Origin of the sequence: Qipengyuania polymorpha, assembly GCF_019711435.1 — a bacterium.
Taxonomy (GTDB): domain Bacteria; phylum Pseudomonadota; class Alphaproteobacteria; order Sphingomonadales; family Sphingomonadaceae; genus Qipengyuania; species Qipengyuania polymorpha.
In genome coordinates, this window is record NZ_JAIGNK010000003.1 from 302,589 (window position 1) to 326,200 (window position 23,612).

Annotated in this window: 19 protein-coding genes and 1 tRNA gene; 11 read left to right on the plus strand and 9 right to left on the minus strand. The window is 64.4% G+C overall.

The genetic code is table 11. The features are described from left to right. Positions 1-39: 39 nt before the first annotated feature. The 5 genes from K3152_RS10235 to K3152_RS10255 all read left to right on the plus strand — a co-directional run bounded on the left by K3152_RS10235 (position 40) and on the right by K3152_RS10255 (position 8,746). Positions 40-789, plus strand: a complete 750-nt coding sequence (locus tag K3152_RS10235) for an alpha/beta fold hydrolase (RefSeq protein WP_221574016.1) — start codon at positions 40-42, stop codon at positions 787-789. Further along, positions 786-1,628 carry a tetratricopeptide repeat protein gene (locus tag K3152_RS10240; protein ID WP_221574017.1) on the plus strand — a complete coding sequence of 281 codons (843 nt, stop codon included), beginning with the start codon at positions 786-788 and terminating at the stop codon, positions 1,626-1,628. Before K3152_RS10235 ends, K3152_RS10240 begins: the two co-directional genes overlap by 4 nt. Then, a complete protein-coding gene (locus K3152_RS10245; RefSeq protein ID WP_221574018.1) occupies positions 1,625-2,599 on the plus strand; it encodes an LLM class flavin-dependent oxidoreductase in 975 nt (324 codons plus the stop codon). The genes K3152_RS10240 and K3152_RS10245 overlap by 4 nt, the downstream gene beginning before the upstream one ends. 173 nt (positions 2,600-2,772) lie before the next feature. Next, complete coding sequence (locus tag K3152_RS10250) at positions 2,773-7,467, plus strand: NAD-glutamate dehydrogenase (protein WP_221574019.1); 4,695 nt, start codon at positions 2,773-2,775, stop codon at positions 7,465-7,467. 52 nt (positions 7,468-7,519) lie between these two features. Beyond that, positions 7,520-8,746, plus strand: coding sequence for an NAD(P)/FAD-dependent oxidoreductase (locus K3152_RS10255; protein ID WP_221574383.1), 1,227 nt, complete (start codon positions 7,520-7,522; stop codon positions 8,744-8,746). Here K3152_RS10255 and queG read toward each other — a convergent pair. Next, the gene (gene queG / locus K3152_RS10260) at positions 8,730-9,791 is read right to left on the minus strand and encodes a tRNA epoxyqueuosine(34) reductase QueG (RefSeq protein ID WP_221574020.1); all 1,062 of its coding nucleotides are present in this window, start codon (positions 9,789-9,791) and stop codon (positions 8,730-8,732) included. The two genes, K3152_RS10255 and queG, sit on opposite strands and share 17 nt — an antisense overlap. A 69-nt stretch (positions 9,792-9,860) precedes the next feature. On the opposite strand from queG, the gene K3152_RS10265 reads away from it, so the two are divergent. The 4 genes from K3152_RS10265 (at position 9,861) to msrB (ending at position 14,069) form a co-directional block, all read left to right on the plus strand. Continuing rightward, positions 9,861-10,829, plus strand: coding sequence for an ABC transporter ATP-binding protein (locus tag K3152_RS10265; protein WP_221574021.1), 969 nt, complete (start codon positions 9,861-9,863; stop codon positions 10,827-10,829). After that, positions 10,826-12,061, plus strand: a complete 1,236-nt coding sequence (locus K3152_RS10270) for an ABC transporter permease (RefSeq protein ID WP_221574022.1) — start codon at positions 10,826-10,828, stop codon at positions 12,059-12,061. Before K3152_RS10265 ends, K3152_RS10270 begins: the two co-directional genes overlap by 4 nt. Positions 12,062-12,177: 116 nt before the next feature. Beyond that, positions 12,178-13,518, plus strand: coding sequence for a cytochrome P450 (locus K3152_RS10275; RefSeq protein ID WP_221574023.1), 1,341 nt, complete (start codon positions 12,178-12,180; stop codon positions 13,516-13,518). A gap of 56 nt (positions 13,519-13,574) precedes the next feature. After that, positions 13,575-14,069, plus strand: coding sequence for a peptide-methionine (R)-S-oxide reductase MsrB (gene msrB / locus K3152_RS10280; RefSeq protein WP_221574024.1), 495 nt, complete (start codon positions 13,575-13,577; stop codon positions 14,067-14,069). On the opposite strand, the gene K3152_RS10285 is transcribed toward msrB, so the two are convergent. The 8 genes from K3152_RS10285 to K3152_RS10320 form a co-directional block, all read right to left on the minus strand. Continuing rightward, the gene (locus K3152_RS10285; RefSeq protein WP_221574025.1) at positions 14,066-15,826 is read right to left on the minus strand and encodes a hypothetical protein; all 1,761 of its coding nucleotides are present in this window, start codon (positions 15,824-15,826) and stop codon (positions 14,066-14,068) included. The genes msrB and K3152_RS10285 overlap by 4 nt on opposite strands. 1 nt (position 15,827) lies before the next feature. Continuing rightward, on the minus strand, positions 15,828-16,271 hold the full coding sequence (locus K3152_RS10290) for a GtrA family protein (protein WP_345719797.1): 444 nt from the start codon (positions 16,269-16,271) through the stop codon (positions 15,828-15,830). Then, the gene (locus K3152_RS10295) at positions 16,255-17,703 is read right to left on the minus strand and encodes a sulfatase-like hydrolase/transferase (RefSeq protein WP_221574026.1); all 1,449 of its coding nucleotides are present in this window, start codon (positions 17,701-17,703) and stop codon (positions 16,255-16,257) included. The genes K3152_RS10290 and K3152_RS10295 overlap by 17 nt, the downstream gene beginning before the upstream one ends. Beyond that, a complete protein-coding gene (locus tag K3152_RS10300) occupies positions 17,703-19,274 on the minus strand; it encodes an NAD(P)/FAD-dependent oxidoreductase (protein WP_221574027.1) in 1,572 nt (523 codons plus the stop codon). The genes K3152_RS10295 and K3152_RS10300 overlap by 1 nt, the downstream gene beginning before the upstream one ends. A 94-nt stretch (positions 19,275-19,368) precedes the next feature. Next, on the minus strand, positions 19,369-20,016 hold the full coding sequence (locus K3152_RS10305; RefSeq protein ID WP_247713342.1) for a PilZ domain-containing protein: 648 nt from the start codon (positions 20,014-20,016) through the stop codon (positions 19,369-19,371). A gap of 170 nt (positions 20,017-20,186) precedes the next feature. After that, positions 20,187-20,268, minus strand: a tRNA-Leu gene (locus K3152_RS10310). Positions 20,269-20,343: 75 nt separating this feature from the next. Then, positions 20,344-20,625 carry an integration host factor subunit beta gene (locus K3152_RS10315; protein WP_221574028.1) on the minus strand — a complete coding sequence of 94 codons (282 nt, stop codon included), beginning with the start codon at positions 20,623-20,625 and terminating at the stop codon, positions 20,344-20,346. Between the two features lie 162 nt (positions 20,626-20,787). Further along, a complete protein-coding gene (locus K3152_RS10320; RefSeq protein ID WP_221574029.1) occupies positions 20,788-21,129 on the minus strand; it encodes a GntR family transcriptional regulator in 342 nt (113 codons plus the stop codon). Positions 21,130-21,316: 187 nt separating this feature from the next. Between K3152_RS10320 and K3152_RS10325 the strand changes: the two genes are divergently transcribed. Both K3152_RS10325 and K3152_RS10330 read left to right on the plus strand, forming a co-directional pair. Then, entirely contained in the window at positions 21,317-22,981 is a 1,665-nt protein-coding gene (locus tag K3152_RS10325) for a peptide MFS transporter (RefSeq protein ID WP_221574030.1), read from the plus strand. Positions 22,982-23,077: 96 nt separating this feature from the next. After that, positions 23,078-23,575: an FKBP-type peptidyl-prolyl cis-trans isomerase gene (locus K3152_RS10330; RefSeq protein WP_247713344.1), complete on the plus strand. Its 498-nt coding sequence runs from the start codon at positions 23,078-23,080 to the stop codon at positions 23,573-23,575. The last annotated feature ends 37 nt before the right edge of the window (positions 23,576-23,612 follow it).

A 23,612-nucleotide genomic window follows, 5' to 3' on the forward strand; every position in this document is an offset into this window, starting at 1 on the left:
GGCTTGCATTCGCCGCGGCTCGCGCCGACATCGAGCCCCATGTTCGACGTCAAATACCACGAAATGCCAGACGGCAGGCGCATCGCCTATCGCCATATCCGCGGGAGCGGTCCGACTCTCGTTTTCCTGCCCGGCTACATGTCCGACATGGACGGCGGCAAGGCGACCGCGCTGTTCGACTGGGCGCGCGAACAGGGGCGCGCCTGCCTGCTGCTCGACTATTCGGGCTGCGGGAAGAGCGAGGGCGAGTTCGCCGACGGCACGCTGTCGAAATGGCGCGACGAAGTTCTCGCGCTCATCGAGGCGAAGGTCGAGGGCGAGGTCGTGGTCATCGGCTCCTCCATGGGCGGTTGGCTGATGCTGCTGGTCGGCGCAGCGCTGGGCGACCGGCTGGCCGGAATGGTAGGCATCGCTGCCGCACCTGACTTTACCGAATGGGGCTATTCCGACGAGCAGAAGGCGCAGATGGCTGCAGGCGAAACGGTGTTCGAGGACAATCCCTACGGCCCCGAACCCACGCCCACACATGCCGGCTTCTTCGCCGACGGACAGGCGCAGCGCCAAATGGGCGGCATCGTCCCCATCGATGCGCCGGCCCGCCTGCTCCACGGCCACCGTGACGAAGACGTGCCCTGGCAGCTGAGCCTGCAGATTGCAGGCGTGCTGCGTTCGGACGCGGTTCAAGTGACCTTCGTCAAGGATGGCGACCACCGCCTTTCGCGGCCGCAGGACATCGCCCTGCTGCTGCGCACAGTGGATGGCCTCATCCATGATCTGGAGCACACTTGACCCTTCTCCTCGCCAGCGCCGCTCTCGCCGTCCTCCAGTCCGGGGCCTTTCCCGGCTCGAACACCATGCCCGACATACCCGACGATCTGCGCGACCGCCCGCCGCGGATCGAACGGGGTGTGTCCGGACCGCCCGCCGACCTGTGGACCTGCCTCAAGCAGACATCGAGCTACCCGCAGCAGGCACTCGATTTCGCACAAGAGTGGCGCGAGCGTGCGTCCACCGACCTCGAATTCGCCCAGAGCGCGCATTGCGCCGGGCTGGCGCTGGTCCAGCTCGGACGATATGGCGAGGCACGACAGGCCTTCGAATTGGCGAGCGGTGAAGCGCCGCAGGACAACCTCGCCTATGCCGCGCGGCTCGCCGCGATGGCAGGGAATGCCGCCATGGCAGAAAATGATGTCGAGGCTGCTCTCCCGCTGCTCGACCGCGCAGGCGGAATGGCGCTTGCCGCCGAGGAGAACGAGCTGGCCGCCGACCTGCGTGTCGATCTAGCCCGCGTGCTGGTTCGGCTCGACCGCCCCGAAGATGCCGCCTCCGCCCTCGCCGAAGCCCGCGAGGCCGATGCTCTCGATGTCGAGGCGTGGCTGCTCTCGGCCACGCTTTCACGCCGCCTCGAACGGCTGGGCGAGGCGCAGGCTCAGATAGAGCGCGCCGCGCTGCTCGACCCGCGCAATCCGCAAATCGGGCTGGAGGCGGGCGTGATTGCCGCCATGGCCGGCCGCGCGGAGGATGCGCGCGCGAGCTTCCGGTCGGTGCTCGCCGTGGCTCCCGGAAGCCCGCAGGCAGAGCGTGCGCAGGGTTATCTCACCCAACTCGACACGGCGGAGACCGAATGACCGCATACTCCATCCTCGACCTCGTCCCGGTTCGCGAAGGCGGGACATTGGGAGAAGCCTTCGAGGCTGCCACCGCGCTCGCCAAGGCCGCCGAGAATGCTGGTTGCAAACGCTACTGGGTTGCCGAACACCACGCGATGGAGGGCATCGCGGGCGGCGCGACTTCGGTCGTGCTCGCACATGTCGGCAATGCCACCCGCACCATCCGCATCGGCTCGGGCGGCATCATGCTGCCCAACCACACGCCGTTCCAGATTGCCGAGCAGTTCGGCACGCTCGACGCGCTGTTCCCGGGCCGTGTCGACCTCGGGCTTGGCCGCGCTCCCGGTGCAGGTCCCGAACTCCAGCGCGCGCTCAGGAAAGACCTTCACCGCGCCGCCGAGATGTTCCCACAGGATGTCGTGGAACTGATGGCGCATATGGACGGGACCAGCGAGATTTCGCCCACTCCCGGCCTCGGAGCGAGGCCCGAGTTCTGGATGCTCGGCTCGAGCCTGTTCGGTGCCAGCCTCGCGGCGAGGCTCGGCATTCCCTATGCTTTTGCCAGCCATTTCGCGCCCGACCATCTCGACGCCGCGCTTGAACTTTATCGCCGCAATTTCGAGCCGAGCGAGATGTGCGAAAAGCCGCACGTCATGGCCGCCATGAACCTCTTTTGTGCAGACAGCGAAGAGGAGGCCGAAACGCTCGCCACCTCGCAGATGCAGGCCTTCGTGGCGCTGCGCACCGGTAAGCCATCGAAACTCAAGCCGCCCATCGAGAACTATCGCGGCCAGCTGCCTGCGCCTGCACAGGCCATGCTTGCGCATATCGGCCAGGCCAGCGCCATCGGCACGCCGCAGCAATGCAGCGACGCAGTGCAGCAATTCGTGGAGCGGACGCAGGCCGACGAGATAATCTTCGCAGGCCCCACCTTCGATCCCAAGGCGCGTATCGACAGCCTTCGCAAGGCCATGGACCAGCTCTCCTGATTCTCCGGCCTGACGCTACGGCCACCGCCTTTGCATAGGTTTGCAAAAATTGCTGCGCGCCGCCTTGCCCTTGCCCTTCAACAGGCCTAATCGCCGCGCCTGACCAGACTGAGCAATGACTCGGATATTTCACGGCGCGGCAATTTTCGCGCGCCCCAAGCGAGAGGTCCCAGATGGGTTCCAAGTCCGCCACTACGCCTGCCGCACAGACCAAGGCGCTGCTCCAGCACATGCGCGATTCGATGCTGCCGGGCGACACACCGTTCGACGACGAGCGCATGCGCGAAGCGGCCGAATTCGTCACGAGGACAGCACAGCAGCGCAAGTTCGGCGAAGTGGCCATGGCCATCGAGACGGTTTCGGAAGGCCACCGCTACACGCGCATCGCCATCATCAATGACGACATGCCCTTCCTCGTCGATTCGACTGCCAATGCGATTGCCGCGCTCGGCATTTCCATCGACCGGCTGGTCCACCCCGTGGTCCCCGTCGAGCGCACGTCGGACTGCACGCTCAGCCGCGTCCTCGAAGGCGAGCCGGAAGATGCCTATTGGGAATCGATGGTCTACATCGAGACCACGCGCATCGACGCCAAGCAGCGTCGTGCTCTCGAAGAGTCGCTGCAGGTTACGCTGGCCGATGTCCGGGCAGCGGTCGACGACTGGCCGAAGCTGCAGGAGCAGATGCAGGCCGACGCCGAGAGCATCGAGGACGCGGAAGGCCGTGCGCTGCTCGAATGGCTCGATTCGGGCATGCTCACCCAGCTTGGCCATGTCGTGCGCCTGCGCGACGGCTCCCAGCAGGGCGAACTCGGCATCTGCCGCGCGGGCGAGCCCGAATTGCTGGTCGATGCAAGCTACGAACGCGCGTTCAAATGGTTCGAGGGCAAGGGCGCCAAGCGCACCCCGCTCATCATCAAGGCCAACCACATCGCGCGCGTGCACCGCAATGTGCCGCTCGACCTTTTCATCGTGCCGCGTCACGAGGGTAAGAAACTGGTCGCGCTGTCGGTCCATGCCGGTGTCTGGACCAGCGCCGCGCTGGCCGCGCCGCCGCGCGCCGTGCCGATCCTGCGCGAGCGGCTCGACGCCATTCGCGACAAGCTGAACTTCGACGAGAGCGGCCATGCCGGAAAGGCGCTGGTCCACGCGATGACCGCGCTGCCGCACGACCTCCTCATCGGCTTTAGCGAGGAAGCGACCGAGCGTGTCGCCACCACCATGATGGCGCTGGTCGATCGTCCGCGCCCGCGCCTCGCGCTGGTCGAGGCCCCGCTCGCCCGCCACCTCTTCGCCTTCGTCTGGCTGCCGCGCGACATGCTGGCGACGCAGGTCCGCCTGCAAATCAAGTCGCTGCTCGAAGAGAACGCGGCCGCGCGCCTGCTCGACTGGAGCCTCGAGGTCGAAGGCGGCAACCTCGCTATGCTGCGCTTCGTGCTCGACATTCGCGACGGCGCGAAGGCACCCGACGAGGCGCTGCTCGAAGATCAGCTGCAGACCCTTTTGCGCGGCTGGAGCGAGGCAGTCGAAAACGAACTCGCCAATCTGGTGCCCGAAGGCCGCGCGGCCGCGCTTGCCATGCGCTTCGCCGAGCATTTCCCGACCGCCTACCGCGCCCGTTTCGGCCCGCGCGAAGCGGCTGAAGATATCGCCCGCCTGCGCGACCTCGGCATCCATGCCGATGAGGACGAGGCCGACGATGCACCCCATCGCGGCGCGCGCCTTTACCTGTGCGAGCGCGACGATCCCGCCTGCCTGCGCCTCAAGCTCTACCAGGCAGAGGGCAGCCTGCCGCTGTCCGACGCGGTCCCCGTGCTCGAAAATTTCGGATTCCACGTGCAGTCGGAAATGCCGACCGTGCTGAAAGACGGCGACCTCGGCACCGTCCATGATTTCGCGCTGCAACTCGCTCCCGGTGTCGGTGCCGAAGACCTCATCGCGCGTTCCGAGGTCATCGAGAATGCGGTTGCCGCCGTCCTCAACGGCCATGCCGAAAACGATGTCTTCAACCGCCTTGTCGCCGAAGCAGGCCTTGGCGCGGCGCAGGCCGACTGGCTGCGCGCCTTTTATCGCTACCTGCGCCAGACCGGCATGGGCTTCACCATCTACACGGTGGTCGACGCCCTGGCGAAGAATAGCGACATCACTGCGGCGCTCATCGACCTGTTCACCGCGCGCCACGACCCCGAGTTCGAGGGTAGCCGCGAAGACGCCATCGAGGATGCACGCGGCGCCATCAAGCGCGGGCTGTCCAAGGTGAAGGCCATCAACGACGACCGCCTGCTGCGGCTCTACAACGCGCTGATTGACGCCATCCTGCGCACCAACAGCTTCGCCCCTGCGGCGAACGAGGCGCTGGCGTTCAAGATCGACAGCGCGCTGGTGCCGAACCTGCCCAAGCCGCTGCCGTGGCGCGAAATCTTCGTCTATTCGCGCCGTGTCGAGGGCATCCACTTGCGCTCCGGCCCGGTGGCGCGCGGCGGGCTTCGCTGGTCCGACCGGCGCGACGACTTCCGCACCGAAATCCTTGGCCTGATGAAGGCGCAGCGCGTCAAGAACGCGGTGATCGTGCCGACGGGTGCGAAGGGCGGTTTCTATCCCAAGCAGCTGCCCGATCCCGCGCTCGACCGTGACGGTTGGGCCGCCGAGGGACAGGCGAGCTACGAGGTCTTCATCCGCACGCTGCTGTCGGTCACCGACAATATCGTCGACGACAAGGTCGTGCATCCCGAAGGCGTAGTCATCACCGATGGCGAGGACCCCTATTTCGTGGTCGCCGCCGACAAGGGCACGGCGCGCTTCTCCGACGTGGCCAATGCCATCGCCGAATCGAAGGACTTCTGGCTCGACGACGCTTTCGCGTCCGGCGGCTCTAAGGGTTACGACCACAAGGCCATGGGCATCACCGCCAAGGGCGCGTGGGTCAGCGTCCAGCGCCACTTCCTCGAAATGGGTATCGACGTTCAGTCCGATCCCATCCAGGTGGTCGGCTGCGGCGACATGTCGGGCGACGTGTTCGGCAACGGCATGCTGCTGTCGAAAGCCATCAAGCTGGTGGCAGCCTTCGACCATCGCCACATTTTCCTCGACCCCGATCCCGATCCGGCAAAAAGCTGGAAGGAACGTGCGCGCATGTTCGACCTGCCGCGCTCGAGCTGGGAAGATTACAACGCCGACCTCATCTCACGCGGTGGCGGCGTCTATCCGCGCGATGCCAAGACCATCAAGCTTTCCAAGGCAATGCAGAAGGTGCTTGGCCTCGACGTGTCGGAAATCGAGCCGGAAGCGCTGATTTCGGGCATACTCAAGGCCCCGGTCGACCTCATCTGGTTCGGCGGCATCGGCACTTACATCAAGGCCTCGGCCGAGAACAACGTGCAGGTGGGTGACCCGGCCAACGACGTGCTGCGCGTCGATGCGAAGGATGTGCGCGCACGGGTCATCGGCGAAGGCGCCAACCTCGGCGCGACGCAGGCCGGACGTATCGAATTCTCGCTCAATGGCGGGCGCTGCAACACCGACTTCATCGACAATTCGGCCGGCGTCGATTGCTCGGACAACGAGGTCAACATCAAGATTGCGCTCGCCGCGGCCAAGCGCAGCGGCAAGCTGACCGAGCCCAAGCGCGTCAAGCTCTTGGAAGAGATGACCGACGAGGTCGCCGAGATCGTGCTGGAGGACAACCGCCTGCAGGCGCTCGCGCTCTCCATCGCCGAAATCGGCGGCGACCGCGCGATGAATTCGCAGCTACACCTCATCGAAACGCTCGAGGCGGGCGGCAATCTCGACCGGCGGACCGAGGGGCTGGCGGACAACCAGACGCTCCAGCGGCGCGCGGCGGATGGCATGGGCCTCACCCGGCCCGAGCTCGCCGTGCTGCTGTCCTCGACCAAGCTGGTGCTGCAGGACGCTATCGAGAACAGCGACCTGCCCGACGACCCCATCCTCGAAGACCTGCTCCTGCGCAGCTTCCCGCAGCCCATGCGTAAGAAGTTCAAGGAGCAGATCGCAAACCACCGCCTGCGCCGCGAAATCATCGCGACCAAGCTCGCCAACGCCATGGTCAACCGCCTCGGCATCATCCACCCGTTCGAACTGGTCGAGGAAGAAGGCGTTGAACTAAGCCAGGTCGCGGCAAGCTTCGTGGCTGTCGCGCACCTGTTCGACCTGCGCAGCCTCTGGGCCGAGCTCGATACGGCGAAGATGGAGGAAGGCGCGCGCCTGCTCATGTTCGACCGTCTGGCAGCGGCAACCGCAAACCTCATGTCCGACGTGCTGCGCACCGGCGCGGGCCGGGTGAAGCCTGCCGAAATGGTCGCGGAACTGGGCAAGGGCGTGGAGATGCTGGTCAAGGATACCGACCAGCTGCTCGGCAGCGAGTTGAAGGCGCAGTCCTCCAAGCTGCACGAGAAGTTCACCACTGCCGGTGCCAGCGATGCCATGGCTTCGCGCGTCACGCACATGTTCGACCTCGACGGTTCGGTCGGCCTCGCCCAACTGGCGAGCGACACCGAAATCGGCGCGCGGATGATTACCGAGGGCTTCACCGATATCGGCGCCAAGCTCGGCATCGACTGGGCGCAGAGCGTGGCGGCAACCATGATCCCCTCGGACGTCTGGGAGCGGCTGCTGGTCTCCGGCCTCGCGCGCGATTTCCAGCAGATGCGGCTCGAACTGCTGCGCCGCCTCTCGCGCCGCAAGGATGCAAAGAAGGACATGCCGGGCGTGGTCGAGAACTGGCTCAGCGACCACGAAGTCGCGGTGCGCCAGTTCAAGACGATGGTCGAGCGTGCACAGGGCCAGACGCCGGTTGCGCCCGCCATGCTCGCGCAGATTGCCAGCATGGCGCGCAACCTGCTGGGGCGGTGAAACGTCTCTCAACGCTTGACCGCGCGGCAGTTTGACGCCAGCCATTCGCGCCATGGAGCATTATGACGTCGTCATCGTCGGGTCGGGGCACGGCGGCGCACAGGCTGCGATAGCCTTGCGCCAGGCAGGCCACGAGGACAGCATCCTCATGGTCAGCCGCGACCGCAACCCGCCCTACGAGCGCCCGCCGCTGTCGAAGGAATATCTCGCCGGGGACAAGCCCTTCGAGAAAATCCTCATCCGTCCCGAGGCCTTCTGGGCGGAGCGGAACGTGGCGCTGCGCCTGGGGGCGAACGTCAATGAAGTCGACTGGATGAAGCACGTCTTGGCGCTGTCGGACGATACCTCGGTCAGCTATCGCAAGCTCATCTGGGCAGGCGGCGGCGATGCACGAAGGCTCGGCTGCCCGGGTGCGGAGTTGGCGGGCATCCACACCATCCGCAATCGGCGCGATACCGATGCGCTCAAGTCCGAACTGGAAGCGGGCGCAAAGCGCGCGGTCGTGGTCGGCGCGGGCTACATCGGCCTCGAAGCCGCCGCTGTCCTGCGCAAACTGGGCTGCGAAGTGACGGTCGTCGAAATGCAGGACCGCGTGCTGGCGCGTGTGGCCGGGCCGGAAATCTCCGAATTCTTTGCCAAGGAACACCGCGAACAGGGTGTCGACCTGCGGCTCGAAACCGGTGTCGAACGCATCGAGGGCGATGGCGAGAAGGTCACCGGCGTCACGCTGTCGACCGGCGAGACCATCGCCTGCGAGATCGTCATCGTCGGCATCGGCATCGTGCCTTCTGTCGGACCGCTGATTGCGGCGGGCGCAGCGGGCAGCAACGGGGTGGATGTCGATACATTCGGGCGCACCTCGCTCGACGATATCTACGCCATCGGCGACTGCGCAGCGCATGCGAACCCCTATGCGGGTAATGCCGTGGTGCGGCTGGAATCGGTGCAGAACGCGAACGACATGGCGAGCGTGGCGGCCAAGGCCATCATGGGCGACAAGCAGGATTACGACGCCGTGCCGTGGTTCTGGTCGAACCAGTACGACTTGCGGCTGCAGACCGTTGGCCTCTCGCTCGGCTACGACCAGACCGTGCTGCGCGGCGATCCGGAAACCCGCAAGTTCAGCCTCATCTACCTGCGCGAAGGCGAGGTGATCGCGCTCGACTGCGTCAACAACACGCGCGACTATGCGCAGGGGCGCAAGCTGGTGATGAACCGGGCGGAGATAGACCCCGAGCTGCTGGCCGACACCGAGGTTCCGCTCAAGGAAATGGGCTGAGTTTGCGCGCGGCCCAGTCGGCAGCTTCGGCCACGACCGGGTCTTCGTCACCTCGCAGCGCCTCGACCGCGGCGAGCAATTCCGCATTCCCGCTATTGCCCGCCGCATAAAGGCAATTGCGCACGAACCGATTGCGCCCGACGCGCTTGATGGGCGAGCCGGAGAAGAACTGGCGGAAGCCCGCATCGTCGAAAGCAAGGAACTCTGCCAGCCGCGGCGCGGTCAGGTCTTCGCGCGGGGCGAGCTTGATGTGGCGATGCGCGGCATCGGCGAACTTGTTCCACGGGCACACGGCGAGGCAATCGTCGCATCCGTAGATGCGGTTTCCGAGCGCTTCGCGAAACTCTTCGGGAATGGCTTCCTTGTGCTCGATGGTGAGGTAGGAAATGCACCTCCTCGCATCAAGCTTGTAGGGCGCGGGGAAAGCATCGGTCGGGCAGGCATCCTGGCACGCGCGGCAACTGCCACACATGTCGCGGTGCGGTGCGTCGGGCTCGAACGGGATGGTCGAGTAAATCGCGCCGAGGAACAGCCAGCTGCCATGCTCGCGGCTGACGAGATTGGTATGCTTGCCCTGCCAGCCGATACCCGCGGCCTGCCCCAGCGGCTTTTCCATCACCGGCGCGGTGTCGACGAAGACCTTGAGCTCGCTTTCCGGCGCACGCTCGATGAGCCAGCGCGCGAGGGCTTTGAGCGCCTTCTTCACCACATCGTGATAGTCTCGGCCCTGCGCATAGACCGAGATGCGCGCCTTCGCGTCGTCGCCCTCCAGCGCCAGAGGGTCGACATCGGGCGCGTAGCTCATGCCGAGCGCAATAACGCTCTTTGCCTCGGGCCACAGCCCTTGCGGGGAAGCGCGCTGGGCCTTGCGGCTCTCCATCCATTCCATCGAGCCGTGGCGCCCCTCGCCCAGCCATTCCTCGAACCGTTCGGCACGCAAGGGGTCGCCGCCCGCCCCGGTAAATCCGCAGGCGACGAATCCCAGCTCGCGCGCCTTTTCCCTCAGCGCGGCCTGCAATTCACCGGGTGACACGGATTTAACCAAACTTGCTGTTGCTCCCGTTCACTTCGAAGGGTTAACTCGCTCGGCTCAATGGGGGAGCCGGTACACGCGATGTCGCGAAACGAGCATCATTACAACAGCGGCCTTGCCATCGAGGCACGCGGGCTGGTCAAGCGGTTCGACGATACGCTGGCGGTAGATGGGGTCGATATCTCGGTCCCCGAAGGCGCGATTTACGGCATCCTCGGCCCCAATAGTGCGGGCAAGACGACCACGCTGCGGATGCTGCTGGGCATCATCGACCCTGACGAAGGGGTGCGCCGGGTGTTCGGCCACGACCGCCCGCACGAAATTGCCAAGTGGATTGGCTACCTCCCCGAAGAACGCGGGCTTTATCCGGCGATGAAATGCGACGACGCGATTGCCTTCATGGGCGCGCTTCGCGGGCTTCCGCTGGAAGAGGGCCGGAGGCGCGGGCGCGAACTGCTCGAAGGGCACGGCATGGGCCACGCCATCGACCGGCAGATCCGCCAGCTGTCGAAAGGCATGGCGCAAACGGTGCAATTGCTCGGCACGCTGGTGCACCGGCCGAAGCTGGTGGTGCTCGACGAACCTTTCAGCGGGCTCGACGCCATCAACCAGGGCAAGCTGGAAGTCATGATACGCGAGCTGGCGAAAGAGGGCACGACGGTCATCTTCTCGACCCATGTCATCCATCACGCCGAGCGATTGTGCAACGATGTCGCCATCATCGCGGGCGGCAAGGTGCCCTATGCAGGCTCGGTCGATGCCGCGCGCGACCGGATTCCGGCGCAGGTGCGGCTGGAAACGCGTAATGCCGACGGCGAATGGCGCAGCGCTTTGCCCGCCGATGCACGCCACGATGCCAAGGAGGGCGGCGGACACTTCTGGTATTTCCCAATTCCCGACGGCGGCATCGAAGCACTGTTGAAGCGGCTCATCGACGGCGAAGCGGGTATCCTCTCGCTCTCCATCGAGCGCGCGGGCCTGCATGATGCCTTTGTCGAGATTGCAGGCGCCGCTGCCGCACGCGCGCTCGAAGCGGAGGAAGACCGATGAACCATGCACAGGAAGCCTCGCGCCTGTCTTTCTTCCAGGCCGCATGGGTCGTAGCGCGCCGCGACTTCAAGGCCATCCTCTTCAGCCGCGCTTTCTTCTTTTTCCTGCTCGGCCCGCTCTTCCCCGTCATCGTCGGCGCGCTGGCAGGCGGTATCGGCGGGCAAGTCCAGCGTGAGGCGGTGTCTAACACTATCGCCGTCGTCATGTCCGAGGAGGACAATGCGGCGATGCTGGAGGCGCGCAAGACAGCGCAAGAGGGCATCGGCGGCTTCCCGATCATGGTGACACTGTCGCGTGTCGATAATGACGAGCCCATCGATGCGCGTAGCCTGCTTGCCGCCAATGATTATGCCGTCGTGGTGTCGGGCACACCCGAAGCGCCCGTGCTCACCGGCACCGAGGCGCAGATGAACCGGCTCGACGGGCCGGTGACGCTGCTGGCAGCCATGGCCGCAGGCAATGCGCCATCGAACTATCCCACGGTCACCAGAAACGCGCTCGCTACGACGGCAGCGGCGGCGAAGTCCGACCGCATCCGCACTGCGCAGGCGGGCCAGCTGCTGCTGTTCCTGCTGATGATGCTGCTTGCAGGCATGGTGCTGTCGAACCTCGTCGAGGAGAAGGCGAACAAGGTCATCGAGGTTCTCGCCGCAGCCATCCCGATGGATTCGGTTTTCTTCGGCAAGCTTTTCGCCATGCTCGGCGTGAGCTTTGTCGGGATTGCCGTGTGGGCAGGCTTCGGCGGCATCATCGGCGCGCTGGCGGGTGAGGCCCTGCCCGAACTGCCCGAGCCGGCGCTGGGCTGGCCGCTCTTCATCCTGCTGGGCGTGGCCTATTTCTCGATGGGCTACTTGCTGCTCGGCTCGCTCTTCCTCACCATCGGCGGCATGGCGACCACTGTGCGCGAGGTGCAGACGCTGTCGATGCCGGTGACCATGGCGCAGCTCCTGGTCTTCTTCCTCGCCGCCTTCGCGATGACCAATCCCGGCTCGCCGCTGGAACTCTTCGCAGCCATCTTCCCGCTCTCCTCGCCCTTCGCCATGCTGGCACGTGCGGCGCAGTCGGGCGAGCTTTGGCCGCATTTCCTCGCGCTGGCGTGGCAGGCGCTCTGCGTTGCCATCTTCATCAAGGCGGGCGCGACACTGTTCCGCCGCCGGGTGATGAAATCGGGCAAGGGCGGGCGCGGGAAGAAGGGGCGCCTGGTCTCCCCCATCCCCATCGAACCGCAATAACGTCGCCTCGGTGCAATCCCTCGCGAGCGAAGCGAATTAGGTTCGCTTTTGAAACGCACTATTGACACGCCTGTCAGTTAGGGCAGGATGTGCGGTGAGAGAGAGGAGAACCCGCGATGGCTACAGTCGCCCCGCAGCGCCCGGAATGCCGGACGTCGCCCACCGCCTACGAGGCGCTCAAGCAGCATTTTGCCGAGCATCCCGAGGAGCGGCTCAATCACACGCACAAATGGGATGTCAGCCGCAGCGACATCTATGCCGAGAACACCTGGCATCCGATCTTCCGCGAGATGCGCGAGGCTGGGCCGCTGCACTACATTCCGGACAGCCCCTTCGGCCCCTATTGGGCAGTCGTCGGTCACAAGGCGATCCAGCATATCGAAGCCTTGCCGGAGATTTTCTCTTCCAGTTGGGAATATGGCGGGATCACCATTCTCAACCGCTTGAGCGAAGAGGAAATGGCCGAAAGCAACATTCCCGGCGGCCGCGAACTGCCGATGTTCATTGCGATGGACCGCCCGCAGCACACGGGCCAACGGCGCACCGTCGCGCCCAAGTTCACGCCTTCAGGCATGGCCGAGATGGAAGGCGAAATCCGCCAACGCACGGGTGAACTCCTCGATTCACTGCCGCGCGGCGAAGTGTTCGACTGGGTCGACAAGGTCTCCATCGAGCTGACCACCGGCATGCTCGCCATCCTGTTCGGCTTTCCCTGGGAAGACCGCCGCCTGTTGACCTTCTGGTCCGACTGGTCGGGCGATACCGAGCTTGCCACCGTCCGCGCGCTCGACGAGATGCGCTGGGGCTTCCTTCACGAGATGGCGGCCTATTTCCAGTCGCTCTGGGTCGAGCGCACGCACGACAAGGAGCCGGGCGACGACCTCATCTCGATGATGATCCACTCCGAGGCGATGAACCAGATGCGCCCGGAAGAATTCATGGGCAATCTCGTGCTGCTCATCGTCGGCGGCAACGATACCACGCGCAATTCGATGAGCGGGATCATCTACCAGCTCGACAAGAACCCCGACCAGCGCAAAAAGTTCGAGCAGAACCCCGAGCTCATTCCCAATGCGGTGCAGGAAATCCTGCGCATGCAGACCCCGCTCGCGCATATGCGGCGGACCTGCACCGAGGATACCGAGGTCTTTGGCCAGCAGATCAAGAAGGGCGACAAGGTCGTGCTCTGGTACCTTTCCGCCAATCGCGACGAGGAGGTGTTCGAGAACCCCGACAAGCTCGATATCGAGCGCGAGAATGCGCGCCGCCACATCGCCTTCGGCTATGGCATTCACCGCTGCGTCGGCGCGCGGCTTGCCGAGCTGCAATTGCGCGTGCTGCTCGAAGAAATGCACAAGCGCCGCATGCGCGTGCACCTTGCCGGCGATGTCGAGCGCGTGCGCGCCAACTTCGTCCACGGCTTCCGCAAGCTCGAAGTCGAGGTCACCGAGTTCTGACGTAACCTTTGCCGCGTTCCGCGCGTATTCATGGGGGACAGCCTATGGATGACGACATGCGAAACACTGCTGCAAACCGCCGTTCCTTCCTCGGCCTGCTCGGCTCGGGCGTTGCCGCGACCACGCTGGTCGCCTGCGGCTCGCGCGAGGTGCAGGCCAGGGACTTCCCCGTCTCGTTGAGCGAGGCGCAATGGCGCAAGAAGCTGACGAAGAGCGAATTCTACATCTTGCGCGAAGCGGGCACCGAGCGGCCCTATTCGTCCAAACTGAACGACGAAAAGCGCGCCGGGATCTTCGCCTGCGCCGGTTGCGGCAACAAGCTCTATTCCTCGAAAACCAAGTATGATTCGGGCACCGGCTGGCCGAGTTTCTGGAAGGCGCTTCCCGGCGCAGTCGGGACCAGCACCGACTACAAGATCGGCTACCCGCGCACTGAAGTACACTGTGCCGATTGCGGCGGGCACTTGGGACACATTTTCAACGATGGCCCGCGTCCGACCGGCAAGCGCCATTGCATCAACGGCGTGGCGATGGACTTCGTCGCGGCCTAATCGGCGACGCGATAGACCGCGAATTCTTCCGGTCCGCCGAGGTCCTCGCGTTCGAGCCAGTCGGGCACCTCACCCCCTGTCAGCGTTGCTGCGAGCCCATCGGGGGCTTCGTGAGCGTAAAGCGCAGCCTCGGTCATGTCGGTGCACAGCGCGAGGTAATCGGCATTATGCGCCTTCGCGATTTCGCGGGCCTTGCCGGCAGGCGAGGTGAAAGTGCGGATGACGTCGCCCATCGCCTCGGCTGCGCGGTGGTGGCCGGTGGCAACAACGCTATGTTCCGTGTCGAGCAGGATGGCAGGCCCCAGGTCGAGCGGGGCGATAACCGTCCCCGTCTCCAGCTTCGCCAGCAGCGGTGCGTTGCCATAGATATCGCAGGCTCCGCTCGCGACATTCTGAACTTCGGTCTCCTCAGCCGGCATGAGCGCACGCGCTGCCATGACCAGCGACATCGGCGCGAGCAGCACGATGATTATTGCCGCAAGGCCGAGCGAGGCGAGCGGCGCTTTCTGCTGGCGAATGCGTAAGAGCAGCCTCGAGGCGAGCCAGCCAAGCGGGATGGCCGCGATAATCGAGGCAAAGGCGAGCGAGCGAGCGACCAGCAAGCCTAGTGCAGTCGCAGCCAGCAGAAGGAAGAGATATTCACCCCACCAGCCGCGCATCCATTCCATCGAGCGCAGATGAAGCGCGATGACTGCGCCAATCGCCGCGAGCAATTGCACCAACGCCGGCACCCATGTCGCGGGCGGCTGCTTCCACAGGGGCTGCCCTTCGAGCACGAGGCGATACCAGTAACGGTCGACCAGCGGATCGAGCGCGGCGAAGGGCGTGCCGAGGCAGGTTGGGGAAATGAGCGCGAAAGCGCCAACCGCAAGCGCTCCTACCAGCGCAAACAGCATAACCAACCCGAAACCGCGCAGCTTCGTCGCATTGGCGATGATCCATGTGCCTGCCGCCGCGACAAGGAAGAAAGCGATATGCGCGGGCGAAATCGCGTCGCAATACGCGATCGTCGAAGCGCCGCGCGTGACGAGGTAGAAGCCGAGCATGCCGAGCGAGAGCCCGAGCATATAGGCGACCAGCCAGTCGCGCTGCTTGTAGTCGAACCACCAGCGCACCCACAGCACGGCGGCAAAGGCGGCGGCCAGCGGCAGGACTTCGAGCGAAATCGATGTCCCGAAGGCCATGGCGATACCGGCAACCCAGCCGCTGAAGGTCGCTTGCCTGCGGCTGATGGCCCAGAGCGCGACGGCGACGCTGGCGACCTGCCAGCCATGATGGTCGATACGCATGGGCTGGAACTGGAACAGCAGCGAAGGCAGGAAACCGCAGGCAAGCACCGCGAAAATGGCCGCGCGATTGCCGAGCAGGCGCCACGCCAGCCGTCCGAGCGCGGCTGCGGCAATTGCAAAGGTCAGGAAGGGCACCAGAACCAGTGCGACGGTTTCGGCAGCTGCCTGCCCAGCAAGGGGCGTTAGCGCGCCAATCACCAGCAGCAGCGGGATATCGACCAGCCGCGACCAGTGCATCACGGTGCCCTGCGGCGGATCTATGCGGTATTGGGTGGCATCGAACCAGCCCTGCCCCGCCAGCAGATCGCGTACCTGCACGAGGCGCAGCACGTCGTCTGGGTCGGGAAAGCGTCCCGCGAGGACGCGCCCGATGCCGGTGACAAGAAGGATCAGGCAGACGGCGGCCCAGGCGAGCAACAGCCCTTTTAGGGGGAATTCCCCGTCACGCAGGCGGCGGTCCGCAGTCATCTCAGTCTACGTGGCGGAAAACCACCTTGCTGCGCAAGAGCCAGGTCGCAGTGAAGCTCACCGCGATCGCGGCCAGCTTGGCCAGCCGCGGGTCGAGACCGGCCATATCGCCGCCGCCCACGATCAGCGTGGTGAGGCCGAGGCCGATAAGCGCAGAGCCGACGAACAGCGCCTTCTGGCGCGTGCGCTGCGGTCCGCGCGTCGCCACTGTGTCGGTGAAAACCGCACGGCTCGACAGCAGCCAGTGCGTCACGATGCCGAAGCTGTAGGCGAGCGCCGAGGCGGGCGCCGCGACGACCTGCATCGAAAGCAGGACGAGGAATGTCCCCATGTCGACAGCGAGCGCGGCGGCACTGGCAAAGCCGTAGCGCACCAGCCTTGCGAGGTCGAAACGGCGGATGAGGGCGGCGGGCCATTGCATCGCGGGATTATCCTGCAGCGCCATTGCGGGCGTCCTTTTTCCTGACGACGGCGGAAGCGTCATGTTCGCCTCCCTCTTTGTCTTTCCACTTGAGGAGCAGCCAGGGAACCCGGTCGGGCGCGAACTGGCTGCGGTGGTGGCGGTCGTAATAGGGCGGCATGTGGTCGCCCACGATGAGGATGTCGGTGGCCGGGAAATCCGCGGCGGTGATTTCGGCGATGATGGCGCGATCCATCTGGTCCCACAGCGCGAACTGGCGGCAGATCATCGGGTAATCCTCGGCCAGCGCGGGCGAGATGCGTTCGCAGCGGTCGACGTCGAGATTCATGCCCGGGGGCACGGGAAGGTGCGAATTGACCGTCAGCCAGTAGACGAATTGCGGCTTGTCGGCGGCCTTCAAATCCCTGGCGAGCAATGCAGGCACGTCGCGGTCGCACACGCCGGGAAAGACCCCGCCGCATTCGCGTGCGCCGCGCCCGGCCAGTTCCTCGGCGAACTGTTGGTGCTGGAATCCGATGTTGGGATACCACTGCGTACGGTCGAAAAAGGCGCCGGTGAAACTGTGGTAGGCCCGCGTTTCGTAACCGGCGCGGGCAAGCCGTGCGGGCAGGCAGCTGTCGTCCGCCTTGTCGAGCACTTCGTGATAATCGCCCCAGCGACCGCACAACTCGCGGACCTCGCCAGCGGTGGTCGAGTTGAAATAGGTCGTCTGGCCGCGGCTCAGCGCGAACCGATTGGTAACGCGCGCGTCGTTGTAGCGGGCAAAAAGGAGGTTCGACATGTCCTCGTTGCCGACCGGCGTGCCGAGTGATTCGACCATGATGACCATCAGGTGGCGTTCCCCGTCGAGCGCGGCGGGCACGACGCCGGCATTCCTGGTCGCCGAGGAGAAGGGCGTGGAGGCATCGGCGGCGCGCGCATAATGGCCGCGCATGCCGTGACCCATGGCCTTGTCGACCTGGCCGAGTGCGACAGTGGCAAGGATTGCGAGAAGCACGAGCCGGATGTTGGTGAAACCCTGCGGCCGGCGCAGGGCCCACAGGGCCAGAATGATGATGGCAAGCAGCAGGCAGGCGCCCGCGATATAGTCGAGCGACTGGGTCGGCTTGATCTCGGCAAAGAACCTGATCGAATGCAGCAGCGAGAACACCGAGAGGTTGAACAGGCCGGCGATGAAGCTGACCACCGAATAGGTCATCACGGCAAGGAAACAGAGGCCGCGCACCGCTATGGGCGTGTTGCGGACGAGCAGGCCAAGCGCGCCCGCCGCCATGATTTCACCGCCGCGCGGCGGCGCGCCGACGAACCACATCATGGCAAACGCGAGGTTCGCCAGCACCAGCCAGACCAGTGCCCAGTTGGCGAACTGGCGCCATTCGTGCCGCTCGACCGAGGCGAAGGGGCCCTTGCGACTGCCCTTGCCTGAAGGCGCCGTATCGAACGGCAGCGTGGCCATCAGGCGGCTTCCTTGTCACCTGCAACGCGGGTCGGAACCTCGCGAACCGAATTGAGCGCGGCGGCCTGGTCTTCGCTCGGCTGGCGGCTCGGAAGGCTGCGTTCGGCGCCCTCGTCGCCAGCCTCGTGATATTCGGCATCCTCGTTGACGCACCACGTGTCGTAGAGGCGCTCGCCCGCGATGATGTTCTCGACCGTCAGCATGGCGGTCATCATCGCGTGGTCCTGGTTGTTGTAGCGATGCATGCCGTTGCGGCCCACGAGGTGCAGCGTCGGATGCTTTTCCTCCAATTCGATGCGCATGGCATCGACATTGGCGGCGTAATCCTCGTCATAGACCGGATAGGCTTTTTCCTGGCGGACCACGGCGCCCGACTTGACCTTCTTGCGATCGACGAGGCCAAGGATCTCCATCTCGTCGGTGGCGAGCTTGACGAGGTCGTCGTCTTCCATCGACCAGAGGCCGTCGCCTTCGAAGCAGAAATATTCGAGGCCGACGCAGGCCATGTCCTCATCGGGGATCATTTCCGGCGACCAGCTGCGGAAGTTCTGCACGCGGCCGACCTTCACCTTGCTGTCGTGGATGTAGATCCAGTTGTCGGGGAAGAGGTCCTCGCCCTCGACCATCAGGGCAACGGTGAGGAAGTCGCGATACTTGAGGTCATTCGCCTGCAGCGTCGACTGCGGCAGCGGGTGGAGGCGCTTGGACAGTTCACGCATCGGCGCGCTCGAAATGGCATGCGCGGCCTCGACCACCACTTCGCCGTCCTTGCCCTCTGCACTCATGCGCCAGCCGCCCTTGCCGTCGCTGGAAAGCTGCTTGAGGCCATGGCCCATGATGACATGGCCCTTGCCGGTGGCGAGAATCTTGTCGCGCGCAGCTTCCCACATCATGCCCGGGCCAAGCCGCGGGTAGCGGAAGGTTTCGAGCAACGTCTTCACCGCCTGCCCGTCATTCGGCTTCTTGTTGAGGCCGAGGCTGCGCTTGAGGCCATCGACCACCGCACCCCAGAGCGAGAGGCCCTTGATGCGCTGGGCGGCCCAGTCGGCGCTCATCTCGTTGCAGGGCATGCCCCACACCTTCTCGGTGTAGGTCTTGAAGAAGATGGAATAGAGCTTGTGGCCGAACTGGTTCGTGGTCCAGTCCTCGAAGCTCTTCACGTCCTTCTTGGGGAAGAGCTTGTACTGGAGGTAGCTCGCCATGCAGACGGTCGAGCGCAGGATGCCCAAGTTCCAGAGCGCTTCGAAGGCGCGCAGCGGGTAGCTGTAGAACTTGCCCTCGTAATAGATGCGGCTCATGCGCGGGCGCTGGATGAAATCGTCCTCGCCGAGGATCTCGTTCCACAGGTCGACAACCTGCTGAGATTTCGAGAAGAACCGGTGGCCGCCGATGTCGAAGCGATACCCCTCGTGCTCGACCGTGCGGCTGATGCCGCCGACATAGGTCTCGTCCTTTTCGATGATCGCGACCGACTTGCCCTGCTTGGTGAGCAGGTAGCCCGCGGTAAGGCCTGCAGGACCTGCACCGATGATGGCTACGTCGACTTTCAGCGTTGTGGCGTTCTCGCCCATGGATACCCCCGAATTCCTTTGCCTCACTGGAAGTGAAGGAAAATGGTTAGGAGGAGGTTAACGCGAAGCTTAATTTGCCGGGAAATCGCCGCTTTCAGGCTGCGTTCGATGCTTCCTCGAGCATGGCTGGGCATTGGACCGCCGCGGCCATCAGCGAGAATTCACGCAGCGAGAAAGTGTTCTCGAACACGAGGCCGTAATGGCCATCCTTACGCCAGCGGACCTTTGCGCGCGTCTCGGGGAAGTTCGGCCCCGTCACGCGAATGGTCTGGTCGATCGCGAAGCTGGCATCGCAGGCGACCCGCGCGCCTTGCTGCGAGAGGTTCACCGTTTCCGCTTCGCCGTGGTCGCTGAGCGAGGACAATTCGAGCGGGATGGCGATGTTGAGGCGCAGCTGGCGCTTGGGGAAATTCCAGGTTTCGTGAATGAGCCGCTCGACCGTGACGGGGCGGTCGAACTGGTAGCTTGCCTCGAGGCCGCTGCGGCGGATTTCCTTGATTTCGTAGGTTTCGCCGTTCTGCAGCTCGAGCGCGATGGTCCGTTCTTCCGGCAGCGCGTGGAAAGTGCGCAGCGACACGCCGGTCGCAGAGACATCGCGAATGACGCACAGGAACTCGCCCTGACCGCATACCAGCTTGGCCGAGCGAATCAGCGAGGTATAGCGCGGTGCGCCGCGCTGTTCGGTCGGATCGTGTACCGGCTTGCTGTCTGCCCCGAAGCCGCTCGAGTAATCCATCGTCATTCATTCCCCAAGATTGCCTGGGGGCATCACCCCCTTGCGATGGTCTTGGACCAGAGCCCCTGTAGGTGCCTTTGATATCGGCCTAGGGGTTAATACGAGGATAAAGCCGATGGAGTGTCTGTCAGCGCTTCCGACACCGGGACGGCAAGTCGCTGGAAAGCCGAGGCCGGTGCGGGTGGTGGGACTCGAACCCACACGCCCAAAGGACAGGGGATTTTAAGTCCCCGGCGTCTACCATTCCGCCACACCCGCTATCCGGCACCGGCGGTGGTTAGAGAATCGGGAGATTTGCTGCAATCGCCAAGTTGGGCGAGTCGCCCGGGGCGCTCAGTTCTCGTTGAGACGCTCGCGGATTTCCTTGCCCGGCTTGAAATAGGGCACTTTTTTCGCCGGCACGTCGACCATTTCGCCGGTGCGCGGATTGCGGCCCTGACGCGCCTGGCGTTCGCGGGTTGAGAAGGCGCCGAAACCGCGCAGCTCGACACGGCCGCCTTCGGACAGGCGCTGCGCGATTTCCTCGAAGAAGATGTCGACCACCTGCTCCACCTCTTCGGCGCGCAGTTCGGGATTGTCTTCGGCAATCGCGGTGAGGAGTTCGGAACGGATCATCGTGCGGTCTCCGGGTTACCGTGAAGGCAACCATCTAAAATTCATTCATGCGGCCCTGCCAGGCAGCGCCAAGACGCACCCCTTTGCCCGATATTTGGCAGAACTGCGCGATTCCCGCAAGTTATCTTAAGTTAAACCCGGCGACCAGAGCGTTAATCTGTTTCATGCATCGGACATGAGCTCGGCGGGCGAAATGCCAAGTCGTTGCATCCGCTCGCGAATTTCGGGCCATTCCTCTTTCAGGAATTCCTCCCGCTCGCGCTGGCGCAATACACCGGCGGCACCCTTGGCGACATACATCCCGACCCCGCGCTGGACCTCGACCAGCCCATCGTTCTGGAACTGCTGGTAGGCTTTCGCCACGGTGAGCGGGTTCGCCCCCTGCTCGGCAGCCAGCGCGCGCACCGAGGGAAGCATTTCGCCTTCGCGATAGCGACCATCGATGATGGCAGCCGCGATCATGTCGCGCAGCTTCAGGTAGACGGGCTTGGACTGGTTGCTCATTTCAATTCCCCGGCAGCAATAGTGCATCAGTGCCATAATACAGCGCGGCGCGCAAGGTTCCCGACATCTGGTCGCGAGTGTAACTAATGCTTCACATGGCCGCCGGAAACGCTAGGGTGCGCGGCTTCGAGGGGAGGGGCTGCGCCAGCGCGGCTCCGACGATAACAATCAAAGGGACCGGTTTCTTATGGTCGAAGGCATGTTCTTCACATTCGACTCAGCGTTCGAAATGTGGACTTTCAGGGTTGCCGTGGTCGCACTGGCAGCATTTCTCATCGGCGGCGTGGTGCTCATCACCCGCCCGCAGGAAGAGGTCATCGGGCACCCCAAGGGGCTGTTCCTGCTGTTCATGGCCGAAATGTGGGAGCGCTTCTCCTACTACGGCATGCGCGCACTGCTCATCTTCTACCTCATCCAGCACTGGATGTTCGCCGAAGACAAGGCCTACGTGATCTACGGCGCCTACACCGCGCTGGTCTACATCGCTCCGGTCGTCGGCGGCTATCTGGCCGACCAGTACATCGGCCAGCGCAAGGCCGTGCTGTTCGGTGCGGTCCTCCTGACCTTCGGCCACTTCTTCATGGCCTTCGAAGGTTCTGGCGGCCAGGCCGATCCCTTCATTAACATCTTCTGGCTGGCGCTTGCCCTCATCATCGTGGGCTCGGGCTTCCTGAAGGCCAATATCTCGGTCATCGTCGGCCAGCTCTATTCGCGCACCGACGTCCGCCGCGACCCCGCCTACACCATCTTCTACATGGGTATTAACGTCGGCGCCGCGACTGCATCGATCATCTGCGGCTACCTCGGCCAGACCTATGGCTGGGAATACGGCTTCGGTCTTGCCGGTATCGGCATGCTGATCGGCCTCATCTTCTTCGTGATCGGCAAGCCCCTGCTGCTCGGCAAGGGCGAACCGAAGGATCCGGCGAAGATTGCAGGCGGCAAGGAATGGGCCATCTACGGCGCCGGCCTTGCCATGGTCGCTCTGTGCTGGGCCGCCATCCAGTTCCAGGAACTGGTCGGAACCGTGCTCGGTGTCTTCGGCGGCGGCCTCGTGGCCTACGTGCTGTTCACCGCAGTCACCAAGCTCGCTCCGCAGGAACGCGACCGCATCTTTGCCGCGATGTTCCTGATCCTCGTGTCGATCGTCTTCTGGGCGCTGTTCGAGCAGGCGGGTTCGTCGCTCAACGTCTTCACCGATCGCCATGTCGATACGCAGGGCGTGAACGCGTCGATGTTCCAGTCGATCAACGCGATCTACATCGTGCTGCTCGCACCGCTCTTCGCGATGCTGTGGCAGGGTCTGGCTCGCAAGGGCGCGGAACCCAGCACGCCGATGAAGTTCGGCCTCGCCGTCATCCAGGTGGGTCTCGGCTTCCTCGTCCTCGTCTGGGGTGCGGAAAGCGCCGGCATCAACGTGCCGACGCCGGTCATCTTCATCTTCCTCATTTACCTGCTGCACACCACCGGCGAGCTTTGCCTCTCGCCTGTCGGCCTCTCGGCAATGAATCGCCTGAGCCCTGGCCACATGGCCTCGCTCATCATGGGTACCTGGTTCTTCGCCTCGGCCACCGGTAACTTCGCAGCCGGCCTCATCGCTGCTGCAACGGGCGGCGAAGGTGTCGGCGAGGAAGCCGGCAAGCAGGTCGTGCTCGACGTCTACTCGACGGTCGGCTGGTATGCCGTCGGCATCGGTGTCGTGGTGATGGTGGTGAGCCCGCTCATCAAGCGCCTTATGCACCTCGACACGCTGCGTGACGACAATGTCGGCGACGACCTCGAAGGCCAGGCCGGTGCCGGTCTGGAATCGATGGAAGGCGGGGTGCACCCGACAACCAAGCCGAACGCCTGATCGGTAGCTATAAAATGGAAGAGGGCGCGGCTTGAAACCGCGCCCTTTTTCGTGTCTGCGCTGCATGCCTATCCAAACGAGGAAGAACGGGTCGTGATGAAAGATATGCGCATGATGCTCGCGGCGGTTGGCGCTGCCGTGGCGGTGGTCGGTTTCCAGGCGGTGACGGCGCAGGAGTCTGCGCCCGACCGCACGCAGGACATTGCGTGGATGAGCGCCCAGCAGGCCTACCCGGCAGGTCTCAAGGCCGAAGACGGCTGGTACACGATGGATGGCGGCCTACGCTGGCGTTACATCGAATACGCAGGTTCCAACGTAAAGCCCACGGTCGAGGACAAGGTCACCGTCCATTACGCGGGCACCTTCATCGACGGCGAGACTTTCGATTCCAGCTTTGAGCGCGGCGAACCGGCGACCTTCCCGCTCGGCCGTCTCATCAAGGCATGGCAGATGGCTATCCCCGAGATGGGCGTAGGCGACACGATCGAGATCGTCGCACCCGCCGACCTCGCCTATGGGCCGAAGGGCAAGGGTCCCATCCCCGGCGGCGCGACGCTGCTGTTCACGGTCAAGCTCATCGCCATCGAGGAATAGGTCCGCGCCCGCGCCTGTGATAATCTCCCGCCCCAAG